The 20,564-nt window shown below is 65.9% G+C and carries 20 protein-coding genes; 11 read left to right on the top strand and 9 right to left on the bottom strand.

Going from position 1 to position 20,564, the window contains the following annotated elements; all coding sequences use genetic code 11:
• Positions 1 to 261 precede the first annotated feature (261 nt).
• The 5 genes from rpmI (at position 262) to pheT (ending at position 5,242) form a co-directional block, all read left to right on the top strand.
• Positions 262 to 462, top strand: a complete 201-nt coding sequence (gene rpmI, locus ING15_RS04880) for a 50S ribosomal protein L35 (protein WP_206453667.1) — start codon at positions 262 to 264, stop codon at positions 460 to 462.
• Between the two features lie 38 nt (positions 463 to 500).
• A complete protein-coding gene (rplT, locus tag ING15_RS04875) occupies positions 501 to 920 on the top strand; it encodes a 50S ribosomal protein L20 (RefSeq protein WP_206453666.1) in 420 nt (139 codons plus the stop codon).
• A gap of 158 nt (positions 921 to 1,078) precedes the next feature.
• On the top strand, positions 1,079 to 2,164 hold the full coding sequence (pheS, locus tag ING15_RS04870) for a phenylalanine--tRNA ligase subunit alpha (protein ID WP_206453665.1): 1,086 nt from the start codon (positions 1,079 to 1,081) through the stop codon (positions 2,162 to 2,164).
• Positions 2,165 to 2,236: 72 nt separating this feature from the next.
• A complete protein-coding gene (locus tag ING15_RS04865; RefSeq protein ID WP_206453664.1) occupies positions 2,237 to 2,647 on the top strand; it encodes a hypothetical protein in 411 nt (136 codons plus the stop codon).
• Between the two features lie 180 nt (positions 2,648 to 2,827).
• Positions 2,828 to 5,242 (top strand): phenylalanine--tRNA ligase subunit beta, encoded by a 2,415-nt coding sequence (gene pheT / locus ING15_RS04860; RefSeq protein ID WP_206453663.1) that lies wholly within the window; start codon positions 2,828 to 2,830, stop codon positions 5,240 to 5,242.
• Positions 5,243 to 5,295: 53 nt separating this feature from the next.
• Here the strand turns inward: pheT and ING15_RS04855 are convergent, their stop codons facing one another.
• Complete coding sequence (locus tag ING15_RS04855; protein WP_206453662.1) at positions 5,296 to 6,828, bottom strand: YifB family Mg chelatase-like AAA ATPase; 1,533 nt, start codon at positions 6,826 to 6,828, stop codon at positions 5,296 to 5,298.
• A 279-nt stretch (positions 6,829 to 7,107) separates the two neighbouring features.
• A complete protein-coding gene (locus ING15_RS04850) occupies positions 7,108 to 8,490 on the bottom strand; it encodes a hypothetical protein (protein WP_332873767.1) in 1,383 nt (460 codons plus the stop codon).
• Between the two features lie 180 nt (positions 8,491 to 8,670).
• Here ING15_RS04850 and trhO point away from each other — a divergent pair, with 180 nt between their 5' ends.
• Positions 8,671 to 9,558 carry an oxygen-dependent tRNA uridine(34) hydroxylase TrhO gene (gene trhO, locus ING15_RS04845; protein ID WP_206453661.1) on the top strand — a complete coding sequence of 296 codons (888 nt, stop codon included), beginning with the start codon at positions 8,671 to 8,673 and terminating at the stop codon, positions 9,556 to 9,558.
• Between the two features lie 15 nt (positions 9,559 to 9,573).
• Here trhO and ald read toward each other — a convergent pair whose 3' ends face one another.
• Positions 9,574 to 10,689: an alanine dehydrogenase gene (gene ald, locus ING15_RS04840; protein WP_206453660.1), complete on the bottom strand. Its 1,116-nt coding sequence runs from the start codon at positions 10,687 to 10,689 to the stop codon at positions 9,574 to 9,576.
• Positions 10,690 to 10,822: 133 nt separating this feature from the next.
• On the opposite strand from ald, the gene ING15_RS04835 reads away from it, so the two are divergent.
• Positions 10,823 to 11,296, top strand: a complete 474-nt coding sequence (locus ING15_RS04835) for an Lrp/AsnC family transcriptional regulator (RefSeq protein WP_206453659.1) — start codon at positions 10,823 to 10,825, stop codon at positions 11,294 to 11,296.
• 30 nt (positions 11,297 to 11,326) lie between these two features.
• Here ING15_RS04835 and cysG read toward each other — a convergent pair whose 3' ends face one another.
• Positions 11,327 to 12,763 (bottom strand): siroheme synthase CysG, encoded by a 1,437-nt coding sequence (gene cysG / locus ING15_RS04830; RefSeq protein WP_206453840.1) that lies wholly within the window; start codon positions 12,761 to 12,763, stop codon positions 11,327 to 11,329.
• A 351-nt stretch (positions 12,764 to 13,114) separates the two neighbouring features.
• On the opposite strand from cysG, the gene ING15_RS04825 reads away from it, so the two are divergent.
• Genes ING15_RS04825 through ING15_RS19830 form a run of 3 tightly spaced genes read left to right on the top strand, consistent with a single transcriptional unit; the run spans position 13,115 to position 13,997 of the window.
• Positions 13,115 to 13,357 carry an antitoxin gene (locus ING15_RS04825; protein ID WP_206453658.1) on the top strand — a complete coding sequence of 81 codons (243 nt, stop codon included), beginning with the start codon at positions 13,115 to 13,117 and terminating at the stop codon, positions 13,355 to 13,357.
• Complete coding sequence (locus ING15_RS04820; RefSeq protein ID WP_206453657.1) at positions 13,354 to 13,746, top strand: type II toxin-antitoxin system VapC family toxin; 393 nt, start codon at positions 13,354 to 13,356, stop codon at positions 13,744 to 13,746. The genes ING15_RS04825 and ING15_RS04820 overlap by 4 nt, the downstream gene beginning before the upstream one ends.
• Positions 13,734 to 13,997 carry a DUF6471 domain-containing protein gene (locus ING15_RS19830; protein WP_332873766.1) on the top strand — a complete coding sequence of 88 codons (264 nt, stop codon included), beginning with the start codon at positions 13,734 to 13,736 and terminating at the stop codon, positions 13,995 to 13,997. Before ING15_RS04820 ends, ING15_RS19830 begins: the two co-directional genes overlap by 13 nt.
• On the opposite strand, the gene ING15_RS04815 is transcribed toward ING15_RS19830, so the two are convergent.
• The 4 genes from ING15_RS04815 to queF form a co-directional block, all read right to left on the bottom strand.
• Positions 13,992 to 14,597 carry a hypothetical protein gene (locus tag ING15_RS04815; RefSeq protein WP_206453656.1) on the bottom strand — a complete coding sequence of 202 codons (606 nt, stop codon included), beginning with the start codon at positions 14,595 to 14,597 and terminating at the stop codon, positions 13,992 to 13,994. The genes ING15_RS19830 and ING15_RS04815 overlap by 6 nt on opposite strands.
• Positions 14,598 to 15,601: 1,004 nt before the next feature.
• Positions 15,602 to 16,783 carry a 4-hydroxybenzoate 3-monooxygenase gene (gene pobA, locus ING15_RS04810; RefSeq protein ID WP_232845572.1) on the bottom strand — a complete coding sequence of 394 codons (1,182 nt, stop codon included), beginning with the start codon at positions 16,781 to 16,783 and terminating at the stop codon, positions 15,602 to 15,604.
• 100 nt (positions 16,784 to 16,883) lie between these two features.
• Positions 16,884 to 17,996, bottom strand: a complete 1,113-nt coding sequence (gene ribB / locus ING15_RS04805) for a 3,4-dihydroxy-2-butanone-4-phosphate synthase (protein WP_206453655.1) — start codon at positions 17,994 to 17,996, stop codon at positions 16,884 to 16,886.
• Positions 17,997 to 18,070: 74 nt separating this feature from the next.
• Positions 18,071 to 18,532 (bottom strand): preQ(1) synthase, encoded by a 462-nt coding sequence (queF, locus tag ING15_RS04800; protein WP_206453654.1) that lies wholly within the window; start codon positions 18,530 to 18,532, stop codon positions 18,071 to 18,073.
• A gap of 231 nt (positions 18,533 to 18,763) precedes the next feature.
• On the opposite strand from queF, the gene ING15_RS04795 reads away from it, so the two are divergent.
• The gene (locus ING15_RS04795) at positions 18,764 to 20,056 is read left to right on the top strand and encodes a bifunctional alpha/beta hydrolase/OsmC family protein (RefSeq protein ID WP_206453653.1); all 1,293 of its coding nucleotides are present in this window, start codon (positions 18,764 to 18,766) and stop codon (positions 20,054 to 20,056) included.
• Positions 20,057 to 20,094: 38 nt separating this feature from the next.
• On the opposite strand, the gene ING15_RS04790 is transcribed toward ING15_RS04795, so the two are convergent.
• Complete coding sequence (locus tag ING15_RS04790; protein ID WP_206453652.1) at positions 20,095 to 20,511, bottom strand: hypothetical protein; 417 nt, start codon at positions 20,509 to 20,511, stop codon at positions 20,095 to 20,097.
• Between the last annotated feature and the right edge of the window lie 53 nt (positions 20,512 to 20,564).

Below are 20,564 nucleotides of genomic sequence, written 5' to 3'. Positions count from 1 at the left end.
AAGGCACCAATTCCGCGTTGTGGAAGTCGTCGGAAATTGGGAAACGGTGAGACATCGACCCGGACAACTCTCACACGCGCGCGTGTGAGCTCTTGCGTCCGCCTGCGAGGCGCCCTATAAGCCCGTCGTCCAAGCGAACCGACCGGCAGGGCATGCCGTGGCGGTTCTCAATGCTGTCGCGACAAATCCGAATGAGATCGGAGCGGAGCAGGCCGGAAACGGTGGCCCGTTCAGTCGTGATCCTCACGTTAGGAGAGCAAAATGCCCAAGATGAAGACCAAGGCGAGCGCCAAGAAGCGCTTCAGAATGACGGCCTCCGGCCGCGTGAAGGCGGGTGCCGCCGGCAAGCGCCATGGCATGATCAAACGCTCCAACGACTTCCTTCGCGACGCGCGCGGCACGATGATTTTGTCGAAGCCCGACGAGCGGATCGTCAAGACCTACATGCCCTACGACCGCTGAGCGGCGTCGCGCATTTCTAGAATTCCAGGAGCAAGATCATGGCGAGAGTGAAACGGGGCGTCACGTCCCATGCCAAGCACAAGAAGGTTCTGAAGCAGGCGAAAGGCTTTTACGGTCGCCGCAAGAACACCATCCGCGCCGCCAAGGCCGCGGTCGACCGGTCGAAGCAGTACGCCACGCGTGACCGCCGCGTGAAGAAGCGCAACTTCCGCGCTTTGTGGATCCAGCGCATCAACGCCGCCGTCCGCGAGCATGGCCTGACCTATGGCCGCTTCATCGACGGTCTGGGCAAGGCGGGGATCGAGGTCGATCGCAAGGTTCTGTCCGATATCGCGATCCACGAGCCGGAGGCCTTCGGCGTGCTCTGCGAGCAGGCGAAGTCGGCGCTGGCCTATCTCAAGGACAGCGAATTCGACGGCGCCTACGAGCGCGCCGTCGGCGAGAAGCGCGCGGCCTGAGGCCACGCTGCAGTCTTTGCGTAAAAGGCCTGCGTGGCGTTATCGCCGCGCGGGCCTTTGTGTGTTTGGGCCAGCGTTCTGGCCGCGGCTTTCATTTGACGCGCCACACCGCTAATCGGACAGCGACGTCGGCGGCGCGGCAAAGCATGGAGTAACAGGTGAGCGACACTGAAGCGTTCGAAGCACGGCTCGAGGCCGATATCGCGGCGACCGGCGACGAGGCCGCGCTGGAGGCGATCCGCCTTGCCGAACTTGGTAAGAAGGGCCGCATTTCCGAAATGCTGAAGGGCCTCGGCAAGATGAGCCCGGAGGAGCGCCGCGAGGCGGGTCCGAGGCTCAACGGGTTGCGCGACCGTGTCCAGGCCGCGATCGCGAAGCGGCGCGAGCAATTGGCGGACGTGGCGATCGCGGCGCGGCTGGCCGCCGAGCGGGTCGACGTCACCTTGCCCGTGCGGCCGAGCCCGGCGGCGCGGGGGCGCATCCATCCGATCAGCCAGGTCATCGACGAGATCACCGCGATCTTCGCCGACATGGGCTTTGCCATCGCCGAAGGTCCGGACATCGAGACCGACTACTACAATTTCACCGCGCTGAATTTTCCCGAAGGCCACCCGGCCCGTGAAATGCACGACACCTTCTTCCTGAAAGCGAACGCGGCGGGTAACCGCAAGGTGCTGCGCACCCACACCTCGCCCGTCCAGATCCGCACCATGGAGAGCCAGAAGCCGCCGATCCGCATCGTCATTCCGGGCAAGACCTATCGGCAGGATTCCGATGCGACCCATTCGCCGATGTTCCATCAGGTCGAGGGGTTGGTCGTCGACAAAACCGCCAATGTCGCCAACATGAAGTGGGTGCTGGAGGAGTTCTGCAAGACGTTCTTCGAAGTGCCGTCGCTGAACATGCGCTTCCGGCCGTCCTTCTTCCCCTTTACCGAGCCTTCGCTGGAGCTCGACATCCAGTGCGACCGCTCCAAGCCCGGCGAGGTGCGATTCGGCGAGGGCTCGGACTGGATGGAGATTCTCGGCTGCGGCATGGTGCATCCGAACGTCCTGCGTTCCGGCGGGCTCGATCCCGACGAATATCAGGGCTTTGCCTGGGGCATGGGCATCGATCGTCTCGCCATGCTGAAATACGGCATGCCGGATCTGCGTGCCTTCTTCGACGCCGACATCCGCTGGCTCGAACATTACGGCTTCCGGCCGCTCGACATGCCGACCCTGTTCGGGGGATTGTCGACCTAGAACGACCGTCGCGGTGATAGTCTACGCGTCGCTGAGAAGCATCCGCTTTCAAGGAAACAACGGAACCCCGCCATGTCCCCGCGCATGATCGTCCTCGAAGTCATCGCCGTCGTCGCCGGCGCGATCATCGGCTTGCTGGTCGTCGATGTCTTCCACTGGCTGTTCGCCGACGGCGCCTTCTTCGCGCTGCTGACCTCGCTCGGCCGCATTGTCGTGGCGCTGGTGACGGTCGGCCTGTTCGCCTTCTACTATCGCTCGATGCCGCCGACGCCGGCCGCGCTCGCCTCCTTCTTCACGGGCGTCGGTCTGCCGGCGGTTCTGGACAAGTTCGGCTTCGACTCCCCGCTCTCCTGGGGAACGCTGTTGTTCCTCTATGCGGTCTTCGCGGTCGTCGCCCTGTTCACCTATCGCTTCGTCCACGCCAACGCCGCCGTGCGCCGGGTGGCCGGCGAAATCACCTCCTCCGACGGCCCGAACCCATAGAATGGGCGCTGCCGATGGTTCTCCGCTGGCGACCTTTCCGTTGACGCAGGCGACATCCGCGTCCTACGCAGCAGGGCAGGACCCGGCGGATGTCTTGCGCCGAGCGCCGGCTCCGTCCTTCGAGATATTGACCCTTCGTACCGCAAGGCCCGTTCCCAACCCAACCGACGATCGCTTTCCATGAAATTCACCCTCTCCTGGCTCAAGGACCACCTCGACACCGACGCGTCGCTGGCCGAGATCTGCGAACGCCTGACCATGATCGGACTCGAGGTCGAGGCCGTCGACGATCGCGCGATGTTCGCGCCGTTCCGGATCGCGCGCGTACTCTCCGCCGAAAAGCACCCCGACGCCGACAAGCTGAAAGTGCTGAGCGTCGAGGCGGGGCCGGAGATCAACGGCGGCAAGCCGGTCCAGATCGTCTGCGGCGCGCCGAACGCGCGGGCCGGGCTCGTCGGCGTCCTCGCGATCCCCGGCACCTATGTTCCCGGCATCGACACGACGCTGTCGATCGGCCGCATTCGCGGCGTCGAATCCCACGGCATGATGTGCTCGGAGCGCGAGCTGGAACTCTCCGACAGCCACGACGGGATCATCGATCTCGCGGAGGACGCGCCGGTCGGGGAGAAATTCGCCGACTATGCCGATCTCGCCGACCCGATCATCGAGATCAATCTGACGCCGAACCGCCCCGACGCGACCGGCGTTGCCGGCATCGCGCGCGATCTCGCCGCCTCCGGCCTCGGCACACTGAAGACGCAGGTGCCCGAGCGGATTGAGGGCGAGGGCGATTGCCCGGTTGCCGTCCGGGTCGACAGCACCACCTGCACCGGTTTCGCGCTGCGCAAGATGTCCGGTGTCGCCAACGGCGCCTCGCCGGACTGGATGCAGAAGCGCCTGCGCGCGATCGGCCTTCGCCCGATCAACGCCCTTGTCGACATCACCAATTATGTCACCTTCGACCGCGGCCGGCCGCTGCACGTCTTCGACGCCGCCAAGGTGACGGGCGACCTCGTCGTCCGCGACGCCAAGCCCGGCGAAGAGGTGCTGGCGCTGGACGGGCGCACCTATATGCTCGCCGACGGCATGTGCGTCATCGCCGACGACAAGGGCGTGGAATCGATTGCCGGCATCATGGGCGGCGAGCACTCCGGCTGCGACGAGACGACCACCGACGTCCTCATCGAATCGGCGCTCTGGGAGCCGAGGGATATAGCCCGCACTGGGCGGGCGCTGGGCATCATCACCGATGCCCGCTACCGCTTTGAGCGCGGCGTCGACCCGGCCTTCATGGAACCGGGGCTGGACCTCGCGACCCAACTGGTCCTCGATATTTGTGGCGGCACGCCCTCGCGGCGCATCGTCGTCAAGGAAGCGACTCGTGAGACGCGGTCGATACCGTTGCCCTTCGGCGAAGTCGAGCGGCTGACAGGGCTGGATGTCACGCCGGACGCGCAGGCGGCGATCCTGGAGCGGCTCGGCTTCGGCGTTTCGCACGAAAGTGACGCGGCGAGCGTGACGGCTCCGAGCTGGCGCCCCGAGATTGACGGCAAGGCCGATCTCGTCGAGGAAATCATGCGCCTCACCGGCGTCGAGACGATCGAACCGCAACCGCTGCCGGCGGCGGCCTCCGTCAACACCCGCATTCTCACGACCCCGCAGATCCGTGACCGCGCCGCACGCCGGGCGCTTGCCGCGCGGGGTATGGTCGAGACCGTGAGTTACAGCTTCATTCCCGAAAACCACGCCGAAGCCTTCGGCGGCGGCGCGCCATCGCTGAAGCTGGAAAATCCGATCTCCGCCGACATGTCCGATATGCGGCCCTCGCTGCTGCCGGGCCTGATCGCCGCCGCAAGCCGCAACGCCGCTCGTGGCTATGGCGATACCGCCCTGTTCGAGGTGGCGGCGGTCTACGTCTCCGACGAGCCGGAGGGGCAGAAGCGCGTCGCCGGCGGCGTGCGGCGCGGCACGGCGGTTTCGATCGGCGCGGGTCGGTCCTGGCAGGGCAATGCCCCGGCTGTTTCCGTCTACGACGCCAAGGCCGACGCCATTGCTGCGCTGGAAGCGGCTGGCGCGCCCGTCGACCGGCTGATGATCGAGGCGCCGGCGAGCGACTGGTATCATCCCGGCCGGTCCGGCCGCATCAAGCTCGGCCCGAAAGTGGTCCTCGCCGAATTCGGCGAGTTTCATCCCAAGACCTTGAAGCAGCTCGATGTCGCTGGCGCCTTCTGCGGCTTCGAGGTGTTCCTCGACGCCATCCCGGAGCCCAAGCGCAAGGCCACCCGTACCAAGCCGGTGCTGACCCTGTCGCCGTTCCAGCCGGTGCGTCGCGACTTCGCCTTCGTTGTTGATGCCGATGTGGAGGCGCTCAAGCTCGTCCGCGCGGCCGAGGGCGCCGACAGGAAGCTGGTCGGCGAGGTTCGTGTTTTCGACGTCTTTTCGGGCGCGGCGCTGGGGGAAGGCAAGAAGTCCCTTGCCATCGAGGTGACGCTCAATCCGACCGATCGGACACTGACCGACGAGGACCTCGAAGAGGTCTCGAAAAAGATTGTGGCACAGGTGGAAAAGGCGACCGGCGGCGCCCTGCGCGCCTGACGCGGCACCGCCACCGGGCGACGGCGTCTGCCGGCAATGGCGCGCCCCGTTCATCATGCCGCCGCCGCCAGCCGGTCGCCGGCGACGCGGTAGGAGATCGCCTCGGCGAGATGGATGCGCCGCACGGTTTCATCCTGGTCGAGATCGGCCAGCGTGCGCGCGACCTTCAGGATGCGGTGATAGGCGCGGGCCGAGAACTTCATCTGCTCGGCCGCGTCCCTGAGCAGCTTCAGGCCCTCGGCGTCCGGTTCGGCGATCGTCTCGATGAGGGCGGCTGAGCAATGGGCGTTGACGGTCGCCCCGGACAGGCCCGCGGCCTCGTAGCGCTCCATCTGGAGCGCGCGGGCCGCCGCCACCCGCGCCTTGACGGTTTCGGAGGTCTCGGCCGGCTGCGGCCGGATCATGTCGGCGGCGGTGACGGCCGGCACGTCGACGCGCAGGTCGATCCGGTCCATCAGCGGGCCCGAGATTCGCGCCTGATAATCGGCCGCGCATCGAGCCCCGCGCGCGCAGGACCGGCCGGGCTCGCCGGCCATGCCGCAGCGGCAGGGGTTCATCGCCGCGACCAGCTGCATCTTGGCCGGATAGGTGACGCGGTGATTGGCCCGCGCGATAACGCTCTCCCCCGCCTCGAGCGGTTGGCGCAGCGAGTCGAGGACGACCGGCGGGAATTCCGGGAACTCGTCGAGAAAGAGAACACCGCGATGAGCGAGCGAGACCTCGCCGGGGCGGGCGCGCAAGCCGCCGCCGACCATCGCGGCCATGGAGGCGGAATGATGCGGCGCGCGGAACGGGCGCCGGTCGGAGAGCTTGCCGCCAGAGAGTTCACCGGCGATCGAGGCGATCATGGAGACTTCGAGGAGTTCCTTGGCGGTCAGCGCCGGCAGGATGGACGGCAGCCGCTGGGCGAGCATCGACTTTCCGGAGCCGGGAGGCCCGACCATCAGGAGATTGTGTCCGCCGGCGGCGGCGATTTCCAGCGCGCGCTTGGCGACGATCTGCCCCTTGATCTCCGAAAGATCGGGAAGATTGGCCGGGGCGGCTCTGACGGCCGGCTCCGGTCGCGCGACGATCTGCGTGCCGCGAAAATGATTGGCGATCTGGATCAGGCTGCGGGCCGCGACGATGTCCATGTCGCCGCTCGCCCAGGCCGCCTCCGCGCCGCAATCGGCCGGGCAGATCAGCCCGAGGCCGATGGCGTTGGCGCCGATCGCCGCCGGTAGCGTCCCGGCCACCGCGGTCAGCATGCCGTCGAGCGAGAGTTCCCCAAGGACAACGTAGCCGGCGAGCGCATCGGAGGGGATCGCGCCGAGCGCGGCCATCAGTCCGAGCGCGATCGGCAGGTCGTAATGGCTGCCTTCCTTGGGTAGATCGGCCGGCGCGAGGTTGACGGTGACCTTCTTGGGCGGCATCGACAGGCCCGAGGCGTGCAGCGCCGCCTGAACCCGTTCCCGGCTTTCGGCGACGGCCTTGTCGGGCAGGCCGACGATCTGGATGCCGACCTTGCCGGGCGCGACCATGACCTGGACGTCGACCGGGACGGCCTCGATCCCCTGAAACGCGACGGTCTTGACGCGCGACACCATGGCGTCACCCCCCGAACCGGCGGCCTGTTCTCACCACGGGGAGACGGCTGCCTTGACCAAGAATGCCTTTAGGTAAGCATGAAATTTAGAATGAAACAAGAACATCATTCGAACAAAACCGCGCCGAATCGCGTCGCGGTTTTCGGTCGGATGAAATCTTAAAGGCAAATAAATTCATGATGAGCCATGTTTCCCCGCCTCGGCGACCCGCCTCGCAGAGTGCGCCGAGGCCGCTGCGCGGGAAAGCACGAGCCGTCTATCCGGGTATGAATGGAACAGTCACAGCACCGCCGCAACCAGAACGGACAGCGACAGCGCCAGCCCCGCGACGAGGTTGAAGCCCCGGTTCCAGACCAGCCCGACGCGATGCGCGCTCGTATGGCCGAGCCGGGCGACGATCAGTGTCGTGGCGGTGAAGGGCGAGGAGGCACCGGTGAGCGCCCAGCCGGCGGTCAGCGCGACGATGATCGCGTTCGGCGAAACGCCCATGGCCGCCGCGGAGGGAAGCAGCGGCGCGAACAGCGACACCGACAGGATCGGGTTCATGCCGATCTGGCCGAGCAGCGGGATGATCCAGACCAGCGACACCAGGATCAGCGGCCCGGCCACCGCGTCGAGGCCGATCGGCTGGCTTTCGATCAATGGCTGCAGCAGCGCGCTGCCGACCGTGCCGATGAATCCCGCCATCACCAGGAGGACGAGCTCAAACTGGTAGGACGGCACTTCGCCAAGCGCAAAGTTTCGCAGATGGGCGAGCGTGCGCCGGCTCGCGCCTTCCGGCCCCCGCGCCTGGATGAACAGCCAGGCGACGGCGATCGCCGGAACCAGCAGCATGACGACGGCGATCATTCGAAGGCCGGTCAAAAGTTCGAGGGAGGCGACGCCGCCGAACAAGAGAAGGAGCAGCGCCAGCAGCGGTTTCAGGTCCCGCCAGCTGCCGATCGGACCGGTGCGCCGTGGTGCCGGCTGCGACAGTTTTGGCTTGTAGAGCGAATCCAGCGCCCAGCCGACGAAGGTCACCAGGGCGGCGTTGAGGATCGCGAAGCCCGCCGCGCCGCTCCAGGAGGAGCCCGGGATGATCGAGGTGGTGATCGCCATGGCGAAGGCCAGCGGCGACCACGCCAGGGTGGCGACGAAGCCGCGCTGGATGGCCAGTAGCATCCGCCGGTTGCGGATCTCGCGGATTTCGACGTTGGTCTCGCGGCTGGCGATGCTTTCGGTCAGGCCGCCGAGCAGGGGGATCGCGCCATAGTTGAGGATCAGGGCGAAGAGGTGCCCGCCGACGGTCAGCGCCAGGTAGCGCTTGCCCGGCGGCTGACTGGCCAGATACTGGCCGCAGCGCGCGATCGCCGGCGAAGTCGCGGCCGGGTTGCGTAGCGAGGCGAGGGCGATGAAGAACGCGGCGATGAAGGCGCCTTGCTCAAGGCCGCGCATGGTGATCTCCTGCCAGTCGGGCCTAAGGGCGATGGTGGCCGCGACGAGACCGAGACCGGCCACGACGAAGGCCTGCCGCGACAGGCGCGCGCGGGGCGCGGCAAGGGCGAGGAAGGCGACGCTCCCGGCCGAGGCGACGATCGCCGCCATTTCGCTGCCGGTCCACTCCCGCAGGAGGATGGCGAAGGCGGTGACGATCAGCACGACCCCGATGACACGGTCGATCACGTGCGGCGAAACTCCGGAATTTGGCGAGCGGCAGGGATTCGTTTTCCTCTCTTACCATTTTCCGGCCATGCGTCACGCCAAAGCCTGCGGGAGGTGTTGGTCGAGCGACGGGGCGCCGGGCACCGTAGGGGTCCGGCCGGCGGGATTTGTCAGGCGCCGCCCACGGCGTTATGAGGCGCCATGGCCTACACCGTCGCTGCCTTCTACCGCTTTGTTCCGCTCGATGACCTGCCCACGCTCAAGACGGCGCTAGCGGCCTTTTGTGCCGAGCGCGCCATACGCGGCACGATCCTGATTGCGCCCGAGGGCGTCAACGGCACGATCGCCGGATCGAAGGACGCGATCGCCGCGATCGTCGACGAACTCGACCGGCGCTGCGGCATCCGGCGCGGCGAGGTCAAATTCTCCGAAGCCGATGCCTGGCCCTTCGCGCGGATGAAGGTTCGTATCCGTCCCGAGATCATCACCATGCGCGCCCCCGAGGCCGATCCGTCGCTGCAAGTCGGCACCTATGTCGAAGCGCCGGACTGGAACGCGCTGATCGCCGACCCGGATGTCATCCTTGTCGACACGCGCAACCGCTACGAGACAAAGGTTGGCGGATTCGAGGGGGCGATCGATCCCGGCATCGACAATTTCACCGACTTCAAGGATTTCGTCGCGGCCAGCCTCGACCCGAAGGCCCATCGCAAGGTCGCGATGTTCTGCACCGGCGGCATTCGCTGCGAAAAGGCGTCGGCCTACATGCTGTCGAAGGGGTTCGAGAGCGTCTTCCACCTCAAGGGCGGCATCCTGAAATATCTTGAGGAGGTACCGGAAGAGGCTAGCCGCTGGCGGGGCGATTGCTACGTCTTCGACGGGCGGGTCGCCGTCGGCCACGGACTGGAAGCGACCGACTGGACCGCATGTTTCGGCTGCGGCGCACCGCTCTCGCCCGCTGATCAGGCTTCGCCGGCCTTCGAGGACGGCGTCTCCTGCCCGCATTGCATCGACCGGCTTACCGACGAGAAGGCCGCGGCGCTCCGCGAGCGCCAGCGGCAGATGACGGCGTCGGTGCCCGCCGCCTGACGGTCGTTTGCCGCGTCAGCCGGCCAGCGCCTCTCTCGCGTCGACCATCTCGCGCCCCAGCGATTCGGCGACGGCCCGGTTGGTGATCTGGCCGCGATGGACGTTGAGCCCGTGCATCAGATGCGGGTCGCCGAGCAGCGCCTCCAGCTTGCGGTTCGCGAGCGAAAGTCCGAAGGGCAGCGTCGCATTGTTGAGCGCGTGGGCCGAGGTGATCGGCACGGCGCCCGGCATGTTGGCGACGCAGTAATGGACGATGCCGTCGACCTCGAAGGTCGGCTCGGCGTGGGTCGTCGCATGGGAGGTCTCGAAGCAGCCGCCCTGGTCGATGGCGACGTCGACGAGGACGGCGCCCTTCTTCATGCCGGCGAGCATCTCGCGGGTGACGAGCTTCGGCGCTGACGCGCCCGGTATCAGCACCGCGCCGATCACCGCGTCAGCCGCGAACACCTCTTCCTCGATGGCGGTCTTGGTCGAATAGCGCGTATGGACCCGGCCGGCGAAGAGGTCGTCGAGGTCGCGCAGGCGCGGGATCGAGCGGTCGAGGATCGTCACGTCGGCGCCGAGGCCGATCGCCATCTTGGCCGCTTCCTTGCCGACGACGCCGCCGCCGATGATGACGATCTTGCCGGGGGCGACGCCGGGAACGCCGCCAAGCAGCACGCCGCGTCCGCCATGGGCCTTTTCCAGGGCGCGGGCGGCGGCCTGGATCGACAGGCGTCCCGCGACCTCCGACATCGGCGCCAGCAACGGCAGGCCGCCGCGCCCGTCGGTGACGGTTTCATAGGCGATCGCGGTGACGCCCGAGGCCAGCAACCCCTCGGTCTGCTTCGGGTCCGGCGCGAGATGGAGATAGGTGTAGAGGATCTGGCCCTCGCGCAGCTGCGCCCACTCGTTCGGCTGCGGCTCCTTGACCTTCACCACCATGTCGGCGGCCTTGAAGATCTCCGCTGCGTCGGCGGCGATCGTCGCGCCCGCGGCCTCATAGTCGGCGTCGCTGGCGTCGATGCCCGCTCCAGCGCCCGTCTCGATGAGCACGTCGTGGCCCTGGGCGACATATTCACGAGCGGCCGACGGCGTCAGGCCGACGCGGTATTCGTGGTTCTTGATCTCTTTCGGGCAGCCAACGCGCATGATGGTCCTCCTCGGGGCGATCGCGCGATTGAGCCGCGAGCTGGCCGCAATGTCCTGTCGAAATGGGATGGCTCCACCACGGCGGCTACAAGGAACTTGCACCGAGAGCACGTCCGGCGCAAAAATCCCGCGCATGGAACCGATCGATCGATTCGACCTTGCCATCATGCGGGCTTTGGAGCGTGAAGGGCGACTGGCGAACAACACCCTGGCCGAGCGGGTCGGCCTGTCGCCGTCGGCCTGCTCGCGCCGGCTCGACCGGCTGGAGGCGGCCGGCGCGATTCTCAGCTATCACGCGCGCCTGTCCAACCACGTCCTTGGTCATCCGATCACCGTCGTCGTGCATATCTCCCTGTCCGGTCAGAGCGAGCGCCAACTGGCCGAGTTCGAGGCGGCGGCGAAGCGCTGCCCGAACGTGATTGTCTGCTTTCTGATGTCCGGCGAATACGATTATCTCCTGCGGATCGCGGCCCGCGATCTCGAGGATTACGAGCGCATCCACAAGACCCATCTGTCGGCGTTTCCCCATGTCGTTCGGATCAACTCGTCCTTCGCACTGCGCGAAGTCCTCGATCGCTCGACGGTGCGGATCGACCCGGGCGTGTAAGCGTCGGCCGAACTGGGCGATCGCCGCCTCTCAGCCTGCGGCCACTTCGGCGACGTCCGTCGGCCCGTTCGCCGCCGCCCGCGCATGCGCGGCGAACACCCGGCCGACGCCGATGAGGATCGGCCGGTCAACGCCGATCTGAGCGACGATCGCGCCGAGGCCGGCCAGCGTGCCGGCGGCCCGGGTTTCGTCGTCGCGGGAGAGATTCGCCGCGACCGCCACCGGCGTCGTCTCCGGCAGGCCATTGGCGATCAGCCGCGCGGCGATCTTCGGCGCCATCCGGCCACCCATATAGAAGATCGTGGTGGCGTGATCGTCTGCCAGCGCCCGCCAGTCGAGATCCTCCGGCAGGTCGCCCTTTCTGGAGTGCCCGGTGACGAAGCGCACCTGCTGGGCGCGGTCGCGGTGGGTCAGCGAGACGCCGAACGTCGCCGCCAGCGCCGAGGCGGCGGTGATGCCCGGCACGATCGCCACCGGGATGTTCTCGCGATGCAGCTCGTCGAGTTCCTCGCCGGCTCGGCCGAACACCGACACGTCGCCGGATTTCAGCCGCACGACGTGTTTGCCCGCCTTGGCGAACTGCACCATCATCCGGTTGATGTCTTCCTGGCGGCAGCTCTCGCGGGCGGCGCGTTTGCCGACCAGCATCCGCTTGGCCTCGCGGCGGGCCAGTTCCAGAATCTCGTCGGATACCAGGTCGTCGAACAGGATGACGTCGGCGGCCTGCAGGGCGCGCACGGCCTTCAGCGTCAGGAGTTCGGCTTCGCCCGGCCCGGCGCCGACCAGGGTGACGCGGCCGCCGGCCTCGGGCGAACGGGCGAGGTCGGCGACGAATCGTTGCGCGTCGCTCTCGGCGTTCGCGTCTGGCGCCTTCGTGGTGAAAGCCTTGTCGGAAAAGCGTTCCCAGAAGGCGCGGCGCAGCGGCCCCGGCGCGAGGCGGTCGACCACGTCGGCACGGAGCTTCGACGCGAGCGCCGCCCAGCCGGCGAGCGCCGGCGGCAGCAAGGTCTCGATGCGCCGGCGGATCGCCTGGCCGAGGATCGGCGCGGCGCCGTCGGTGGAAATGCCGATGACCACCGGCGAGCGATTGACGATCGAGCCGAAGCGGAAATCGCAGAAGGCCGGCTTGTCGACGACGTTGACCGGAACCCCCGCCGCTCGCGCGGCGCAGGCAAAGGCCTGCGCCTCGGCTTCGCTCTCCACATCGCCGACAGCGATCGCCGCGCCGGCGAAAATGTCGGCCGACCACGGCCGGTCGTGATGAAGGATGCGGCCCGCAGCCGGCGGAACGGCCAGAAGCTCGGCCATCTCCTCGTCGAGATCGTCGGCCGGCGCATAGAGGTCGACATGCGCCCCGGCCGACACCAGCAATTCCGCCTTCCAGGCCGCGCCATCCGAGCCGCCCGCCATGACGACGCGCTTGGCCCCGAGGTCGAAGAACACCGGCAGGCTGGCGAGTTCCCCCATGCGCGCCGGACGCGAAGGCTCGCGCGCGCCGATCCCGTCGTCGGAACGGGCGTCGTCTAGGATGAACGGGCGCTCGGCCATATGGTCGTCCTCGTTGAGGTACAGCTTGCAGTCACTCTGCATAAGCCGTGAGCCGGCGACAAGGCGAGGCGAAATTTTGCGCATTCTAAGCTGAAAAGAGGTCAGTCTTTCGTCATGTGAGGTCCTGCGCGGCAAGATGGTGTGCTCTCAGCGGCCGCCTCTTCTCTTACCGAGACGGTCGGCCCAAAATTCCTCGCCATGACGTCGTGGCGCTTGTCGCCATCGCTCAGTCAATATATCTTTTTGATATATACCATTAGGAGGTTTGGAATGAGCACGGCGAAAGTCTTCTGGTCGGGTCGTTCCCAGGCGGTCCGGCTTCCCAAGGAGTTTCGGTTCGCCGGCGAGACCGTGCGTATCCGGCGGCACGGCAGCGCCGTCATCCTGGAACCCGTGGAGCAGGACTGGAAGTGGCTCGACGATCTGATCGGCCCCGTGGACGGTGATTTCGAGAGCGCGGCGAAGGCGCGCCCGACAGAGGAACAGGAACGCGATTTCAGCGTCTTCGAATGAAATTCCTGCTCGATACCAACGCGGTCATCGCGGCGTTGAAAGGCCACGCCGAAGTTCATGCGAGGCTCAAGCGGCACCCGCCGCATCGTTATGCCATCTCCGTCGTCGTCGCGCATGAACTCTATTTCGGGGCATACAAAAGCCGTCGGGCCGCGGAAAACCTCGCTCGGGTAGAGCAGTTGCGGTTCCAGATCCTCGAACTCGATCATGAGGACGCGCGACAGGCCGCGAGGATTCGGGCGAAACTCGCAGGCGTGGGTTTGCCGATCGGCCCCTATGACGTCCTCATCGCGGGTCAGGCGATGGCGCGATCGTTGACGCTCATCACGCACAACCGGCGCGAGTTCGAACGCGTCGAAGGCCTCCAACTGGAAGATTGGGAGAGTTGAGGAAGGGTCGCCGCCATGGCGAGCCGACATGCGTTCCCACCAGGGCAATTGCTGCATCAAGGCACGCAATCGCGCCGGTTGAGTTGACGCGGAAGGGCGTGACCCGTGCCCAGCCAGCCGAGAAGCTGGCGGCAATCAGCGTAAAGGAAAGAGAAGCAAACATCGCGAACAAGCTATCGCGAGGCAAGTTTATGGCGGTGGTTATGGCAGCGTGCTATGAGACAATCGGTTCAGACGTGATCCGATTATAATTTCGTAGCAATCTCGACATCGCACGGGGGCAGCGTCTGTGCGAAAGTTACCACAAGTGACGACGGTAAACCCTGCCTAATTTCCCAATGCTCAACTGAAGCCCCGGATGCTGAAACGGTAGCTTGACGATAGTCGACTTCACGCTCAAAAACTATGAAGAGTGCCCATGAAGCCGGCACCTCCAGAAGCGGCTTTCCATGTTGGTCGTGTATGCGAGCGCTCGGAGACCAGTAAGCAAACCAAGAAGCTATATTTTCTTCAAAAACGGCTGTTGGGGCTTCCGTTCGACCAGAAAATCGAAGCCTCAAAACCGAACGAGCCGCACGTTCCGTTTGGGTAAGAATGGGGGTCTTCTTACGATCGTAGCGAGTTGCACCCCAGTGAAGCCATGTGCCCATAGCGGCACCAGTCGCGCCGGCGGCCAGAAGTTGAAACCAAAGCTGGGAAATCAGCATCGCTACCGGCCTTCCCCAAAGGGCGGTGTCGATGCCCATTTCACTAAGGAAGGCGGCGAAGAACGGTTCTGCCAGCATGGCAGCAAATGGCGCGACAAACAAAAGCGCCACAGCGCCAAGAATTATACGTATGAAGAAGCCCATACCCGCCACCTAACCGAACTCGCGCCCGGTTGTGGAGTCGCGAGCCTACCTTGCGAACGAAATGCTAGACGGTTCATCGAAGAACCCTTCGTCTAGCCCTTTGCAGCGTCGAGCACCGTTTGGTGCATCTGCTACATAAGGGCGGTTATGCCCCCTCTCGCCCACAAAGGGAGAGAAGCGCCGAGCCTCGCACCTCGGCATCCTCAGCCTTGGCGATTGGCGAAACCGTCTAACGTGGTCGTCATCCCGGCCTTGAGCCGGGACCCATTCCAAGCCGCTGAAGCCGCCAATCCGTCGACGGACTTGATGGGGATAAAGGTCGCGGCATGGGTCCCGGCTCAAGGCCGGGATGACGAGGTTTGGATGCCGGCGCCCCTCATCGTCGATGGTGAACAAAGGGCCTGCGCAGCTTCGGAAGAAGCCTCCCTCTCCAAAAATTTTCTCCCCACCCTTTTCCCCTCCCGCATACTTCCCTCACCGCCGGCCCACGGAACGGGCGCGAATGATCACCGGGATCGTTCGTTGGGCCAAGGGGAGAAATCCCTGGCGGTGCGGTGTCCGCGACGGGGCTTCTTCCGGAGAAGCATCCGGCCCGGACGACCCTTTGCTCCGCCGGACCGTCCCCCACTAATGAGGGGTCTGCGGATCGGTCCGCTTGAGGCCCCGCAAGGGCCGAAGAGCCGGCAGCGCACGGGAGCCCACTCAAGGCAAGGGCGCCCGTGTCGAAGGGTTGGTCAAACGCCGCGCGGGATGCCGGAGGCGGACCGTATGACGTAAAACAGTCGGAGGGTTCGCCTCCGGCGTCCCGCCGCTCGTGAGAGCGGCAGCAGGGGCCCGCCAGCGACGAGCTTCGCGAGGAGCTTAAGGGCGGGACAGAGAATCAAAACGAAGCGGAAGGAGGAGCCAGTGTCGGGGAATGCATACGCCGGCCGCAAACGTGGCGCGGGCGATATCGTGCGTCGTTGTCGGAGACCCGAATGGGAGCGAAGCGGCGACGACCGTCGCTAATACGGCAGCCCCACGTAATTCTCCGCCAGCGCCGTCTGCGCCGCTTGCGAGCCGGCGAGATAGTCGAATTCGGCGTCCTGGATGCGCTGGGAGAAGGCGCCATCCGCCTCGAACATGTGGATCATCGAGGTGAACCACCAGGAAAAGCGCTCGGCCTTCCAGACCCGGGCGAGCGCCGTCTCGGAATAGGTGTCGAGGAGATGGTCGTCCTTGTCGCGGTAATGGGCGATCAGCGCCCGCGACAAATAATGGACGTCGGAAACGGCGAGATTCAGCCCCTTGGCGCCGGTCGGCGGCACGATATGCGCCGCGTCCCCGGCCAGGAACAGCCGGCCGTGGCCCATCGGCTCGGCGACGAAGGATCTGAGCGGCGTGATCGATTTCTCGATCGACGGACCGCGCTTGAGATGAGCGGCAACCCGCGACGGCAGACGCGCCTCAAGCTCGTCGAAGAAGCGTTCGTCCGGCCAGTTGGCGATGGCGTCGGCGGCGTCGCACTGGAGGTAGTAGCGCGACAATTGCGGACTTCTGAGCGAACAGAGCGCGAAGCCGCACGCGTGATGGGCGTAGATCAGCTCGTCCTGGATCGGCGGCGTCCGGGTGAAGATGCCGAGCCAGCCGAACGGATAAACCCGTTCGAAGGTCCGCAGCAGATCGGCCGGAATGGTCTGGCGGCAAACGCCGTGAAAGCCGTCGCAGCCGGCGACGTAATCGCATTCGAGGCTGTGCTCGCCGTCCTGGGTATGGAAGGTCACGAACGGCGCGTCGGTCGTGATGTCCCACAGCCGGACGTCCTCGGCCTCGTGGATGACGGGAACGCCGGCTTCGTCGAGCGCGTCGTAAAGGTCGTGCGTGAGCTCGGTTTCGCCGTATATGGTGACGGTCTTGCCGGTCAGATCGCGAAGCGGGATGTGCAGCACTTCGCCGCGCCACGCGATGTCGAACCCGTCATGGACGAGCCCCTCGCGGTCGAGACGGCCGCCGACGCCGGCTGTCCGCAAGATGTCCGTGGTGGCTTTTTCCAGCATGTCGGCGCCCATGCGCGACAAGACGTCGTCGCGGCTCCCGCGTTCCAGGACGACGCTGTCGATCCCCGCCCGGTGAAGGATGAGCGCCAGCAGCAACCCGGCGGGGCCGCCGCCGATGATGGCGACGCGGGTGCGCTCCATAGGTCTCATGCAACGCTCCGTCGGTCGGCGCTGCGGCTGTTCATCGAGGCGGTGCGCACGGGCAGCGGGCCGGCTCGGCCCGACCGGCCGAGTTGGTCGCGAGCGCCGGTCAATCCTCGACCAGGATCGTGCCGGCGACCTCGATGCCGAAGCCGGTAAGGCCGACATAGGCGCGTTCGTGCGTCGCCAGGACCGAAATCGACCGGATGTGAAGATCGCGCAGGATCTGGGCACCGACGCCGATCTCGCGCCAGCGCTGCTGGCGTTTCAGCGCGCTGCCGTGGCGCTCGCCGTCGGCGTGGTCCGCCACGGCGTCGCTGGTCTCGAAATCGTCGACATTGGGGGTCCTGAGCAGCATCAGCACGCCGCGCCCGTGGCTTTTCAACTGGTCGACGGCGACCTCCACCCAGGTCTTTGCCTCGCGGGTGCGGCCGAACAGGTCGAGCACCGGCTGCTCGCGGTGGATGCGGGTCGGCACCTTCTCGCCGTCGCGCACGTCGCCGAAGACGGCGACAACATGCTGCATCTGGTCGAAGGGGGTCTCGTAGATCCGCACCTGGGCGGCCATGCCGCCGACGGTCATTGCTTCCTGCTTGACACAGGTGACGAAGGATTCCCGCCGGATGCGATAGGAGATGAGATCCTCGATCGAGATGATCTTCAGCCCGTGTTCCCGCGCGAAGGGAACGAGCTCGGTGAGGCGCTTGACCGTGCCGTCGTCGTTGACGACCTCGGCGAGCACGCCGGCTGGCTCCAGCCCGGCGAGCTTGGCAAGGTCGGTGCCGGCCTCGGTATGGCCGGAGCGGGTCAAAACGCCGCCGTCCCGCGCGATCAGCGGGAAGATGTGGCCAGGCCTGAGAAAGTCGGTTCCGGCGCAATTGTCGTTGGCCAGCGCCCGCACGGTGTTCGTGCGTTCCTCGGCGGAGATGCCCGTCGTCATGCCGATCTTGTAGTCGACCGAGACGGTAAAGGCGGTGCGCATCGGGTCGAGATTGTTGGCGACCATCGGAGGCAGATTCAGCTTGTCGGCCCGTTCCGCGGTCATCGGCACGCAGATGATGCCGCTGGTGTGGCGGATCATGAAGGCGATCCGCTCGGGCGTCGCCTTCGACGCCGCCATGATCAAATCGCCTTCGTTCTCCCGGTCGGTGTCGTCGACGACGACGACTGGTTCTCCCGCCGCGATCGCCGCGATCGCGTCTTCGATGCTGTCGAGTTCCATGCCTTGCCCCATTGCGTCCGTTGAGGCGTCCTAAGCCGAAGCGGCGCGCCGTTCAATGGCGATAGGCCGGCCGCTCAGCCGCGGCCGCGATAGGACGGCACGCCCTGATCGGGGAGGTAGACGCCTTCGGGAGCGGGGCCTGTCTGCCAGAACACGTCGATTGGGATGCCGCCGCGCGGATACCAATAGCCGCCGATCCTGAGCCAGAGCGGCTTCGTCGCCTCGACGATGCGGCGCCCGACGGCAATGGTGCAGTCTTCATGGAAGGCGCCATGGTTACGGAAACTGGTCAGGAACAGCTTCAGCGATTTCGATTCCACCAGCTTTTCGTCCGGGGCGTAGTCGATAACGAGATGGGCGAAATCCGGCTGCCCGGTGACCGGGCAGAGCGAGGTGAATTCCGGGCAGGTGAAGCGGACGATGGCCGGCGCGCCAGCTCCGCGCGCGTAAGGCACGGTCTCAAGCACGGCTTCGTCGGGAGAGGAGGCCGGTCGGGCCTCATGGCCGAGCTGGGAGAGATCGTCGGGTTGGACCATTGTGGCCTCCAATCGGAGAGATTTGTGCGGACCTGAGCCATGTAGGTGCATCGGCCGACGGTGCATCGAGCGCGCGGGCCGAGCGACAGAGCTGCCTGTCTGATCAGGTGCGGCGCGCATCTGCGAGCAAACGGGTTTTCCGCATCCTGTGATCGCAGCCGCCCTGCCGGTCAGGTCGAAAAGCGGCTATCGTCTCACGTTGTTCAAGGCAAGAGAGGGGACCTCGCCGACATGACAAATTCGATTCTGCGCCTCGATTTCAAAGGTCATTCCGGCAACGCCCTGTCGGCGCGGCTCGATCTGCCGCTCGGCCCGGTGCGCGCCTATGCGCTGTTCGCGCATTGCTTCACCTGTTCCAAGGACCTTCAGGCGGCTCGGACCATCGCCAATTGCTTGGCCGGACAGGGCATCGCCGTGCTGCGCTTCGATTTCACCGGTCTCGGCTCCAGCGAGGGCGAATTCGCCTCCACCAACTTTTCCTCCAACGTCGCCGATCTGAAGAGCGCAGCCGATTACCTCCGGGCCAATTTCGCGGCACCGGCGATCCTGGTCGGTCATTCGCTGGGAGGTGCCGCCGTACTTGCCGTCGCCGGGGATATTCCCGAGGTCAAGGCGGTGGTCACGATCGCGGCGCCCGCCGATGCGAGCCATGTCGAAAAACAGTTCGCGGCCCATGTCGACGACATCGAGGCGGAGGGGGCGGTTGCTGTGAAACTGGCCAGCCGTCCCTTCACGATCCGCCGGCAGTTTCTCGACGACATCCGCGGCACGCAACTGACGGATCGCATCGCGACGATGCGCAAGGCGCTGATGATCATGCATTCGCCGGTCGACGAGCTCGTCGGCATCGACAATGCCAGCGCGATCTTTACCGCCGCGCGGCACCCGAAGAGCTTCGTCTCACTGGACGGTGCCGATCATCTGTTGACGAAGCGCGCCGATGCCGAGTTCGCGGCTGAGGTCGTCGCCGGCTGGGTGACCCGTTACATCGGTCCGGACCAACCGCAGGGCGAGACGGCGATCGAGCATGTCGGGGTGCGCGAGACCTTCGGCGGCAAGTTTCAGAACGCGGTGCATGCGGGCCGTCATCGGCTCTTGTCCGACGAGCCGGAAAGCGTCGGCGGGCTCGACAGCGGCCCCTCGCCCTATGACTTCCTGTCGGCTGCGCTCGCGAGCTGCACCTCGATGACGCTGCGCATGTACGCCGATCGCAAGAAGCTCGATCTCGGCCGGATCACGGTCGATGTCGCGCATCGAAAGATACACTTCAAGGACTGCGAAACCTGCACCGAGGATGAGCGGGTGCGCGACGGCAAGATCGATCAGTTCACCCGCCGCATCCACATCGAGGGTGGTGTGCCGGAGGAATGGGAAGCCAAGCTCCTGGAAATCGCCGACAAATGCCCGGTTCACCGCACGCTCAAGGCATCCTCGACGGTGGCGACGAAACTGGTCGAAAGCGAGGCTGCGGCGGGCGATGCAACGGATGCGATCGATCGCGCCGAGGTCTCTGCCGAAACCTGACCCGATGACTGGAGCGGATCTCGACGCGGCGATTGGGCTCAGCCGCCCGGCGGCAGTCGGTCTCGCGAGTCGCCGCCGGCCTGCCGCCAGCGCACTTCATCCTGATAGAGGGCTTGCCATTCGTTTGCTTCCGCCGCCGCGCGGCGCAGGTCGATGCATGCCTGACGCAAGCGCAGCCGTAGCATCATCGCCACGAAGGAGACGGCAACGATCGCCAGAAAGAATCCGGCGACGAGGGTCTCGCGTCTGAGCGGGTCGACGACCGGCTCAGTAACGAGGATGGCGGCAACGGCTAGAAACGCCGCGGCGACGAACACAAGCAGGCTTCGCGACAGAAGAAGCGACAAAAGGGCGAGCACCAGACCCATGACCGCGATGGAGGGATGGGCCGCGGCGGTCGCCTCGATATCGCGCCACCACGCCTCGGCCAGCGCCAGGATCTTTTCGGATGTCATGCCAGTCATCCCCTGTTGTCGACGGCGCAGTTCCACACCGAACCGCGATGTTC

Source organism: Aurantimonas marina (assembly GCF_017183135.1).
GTDB lineage: Bacteria > Pseudomonadota > Alphaproteobacteria > Rhizobiales > Rhizobiaceae > Aurantimonas > Aurantimonas marina.
Note: the sequence above shows the minus strand (reverse complement) of the source record. Positions and strands in the feature narration are given on the sequence as shown.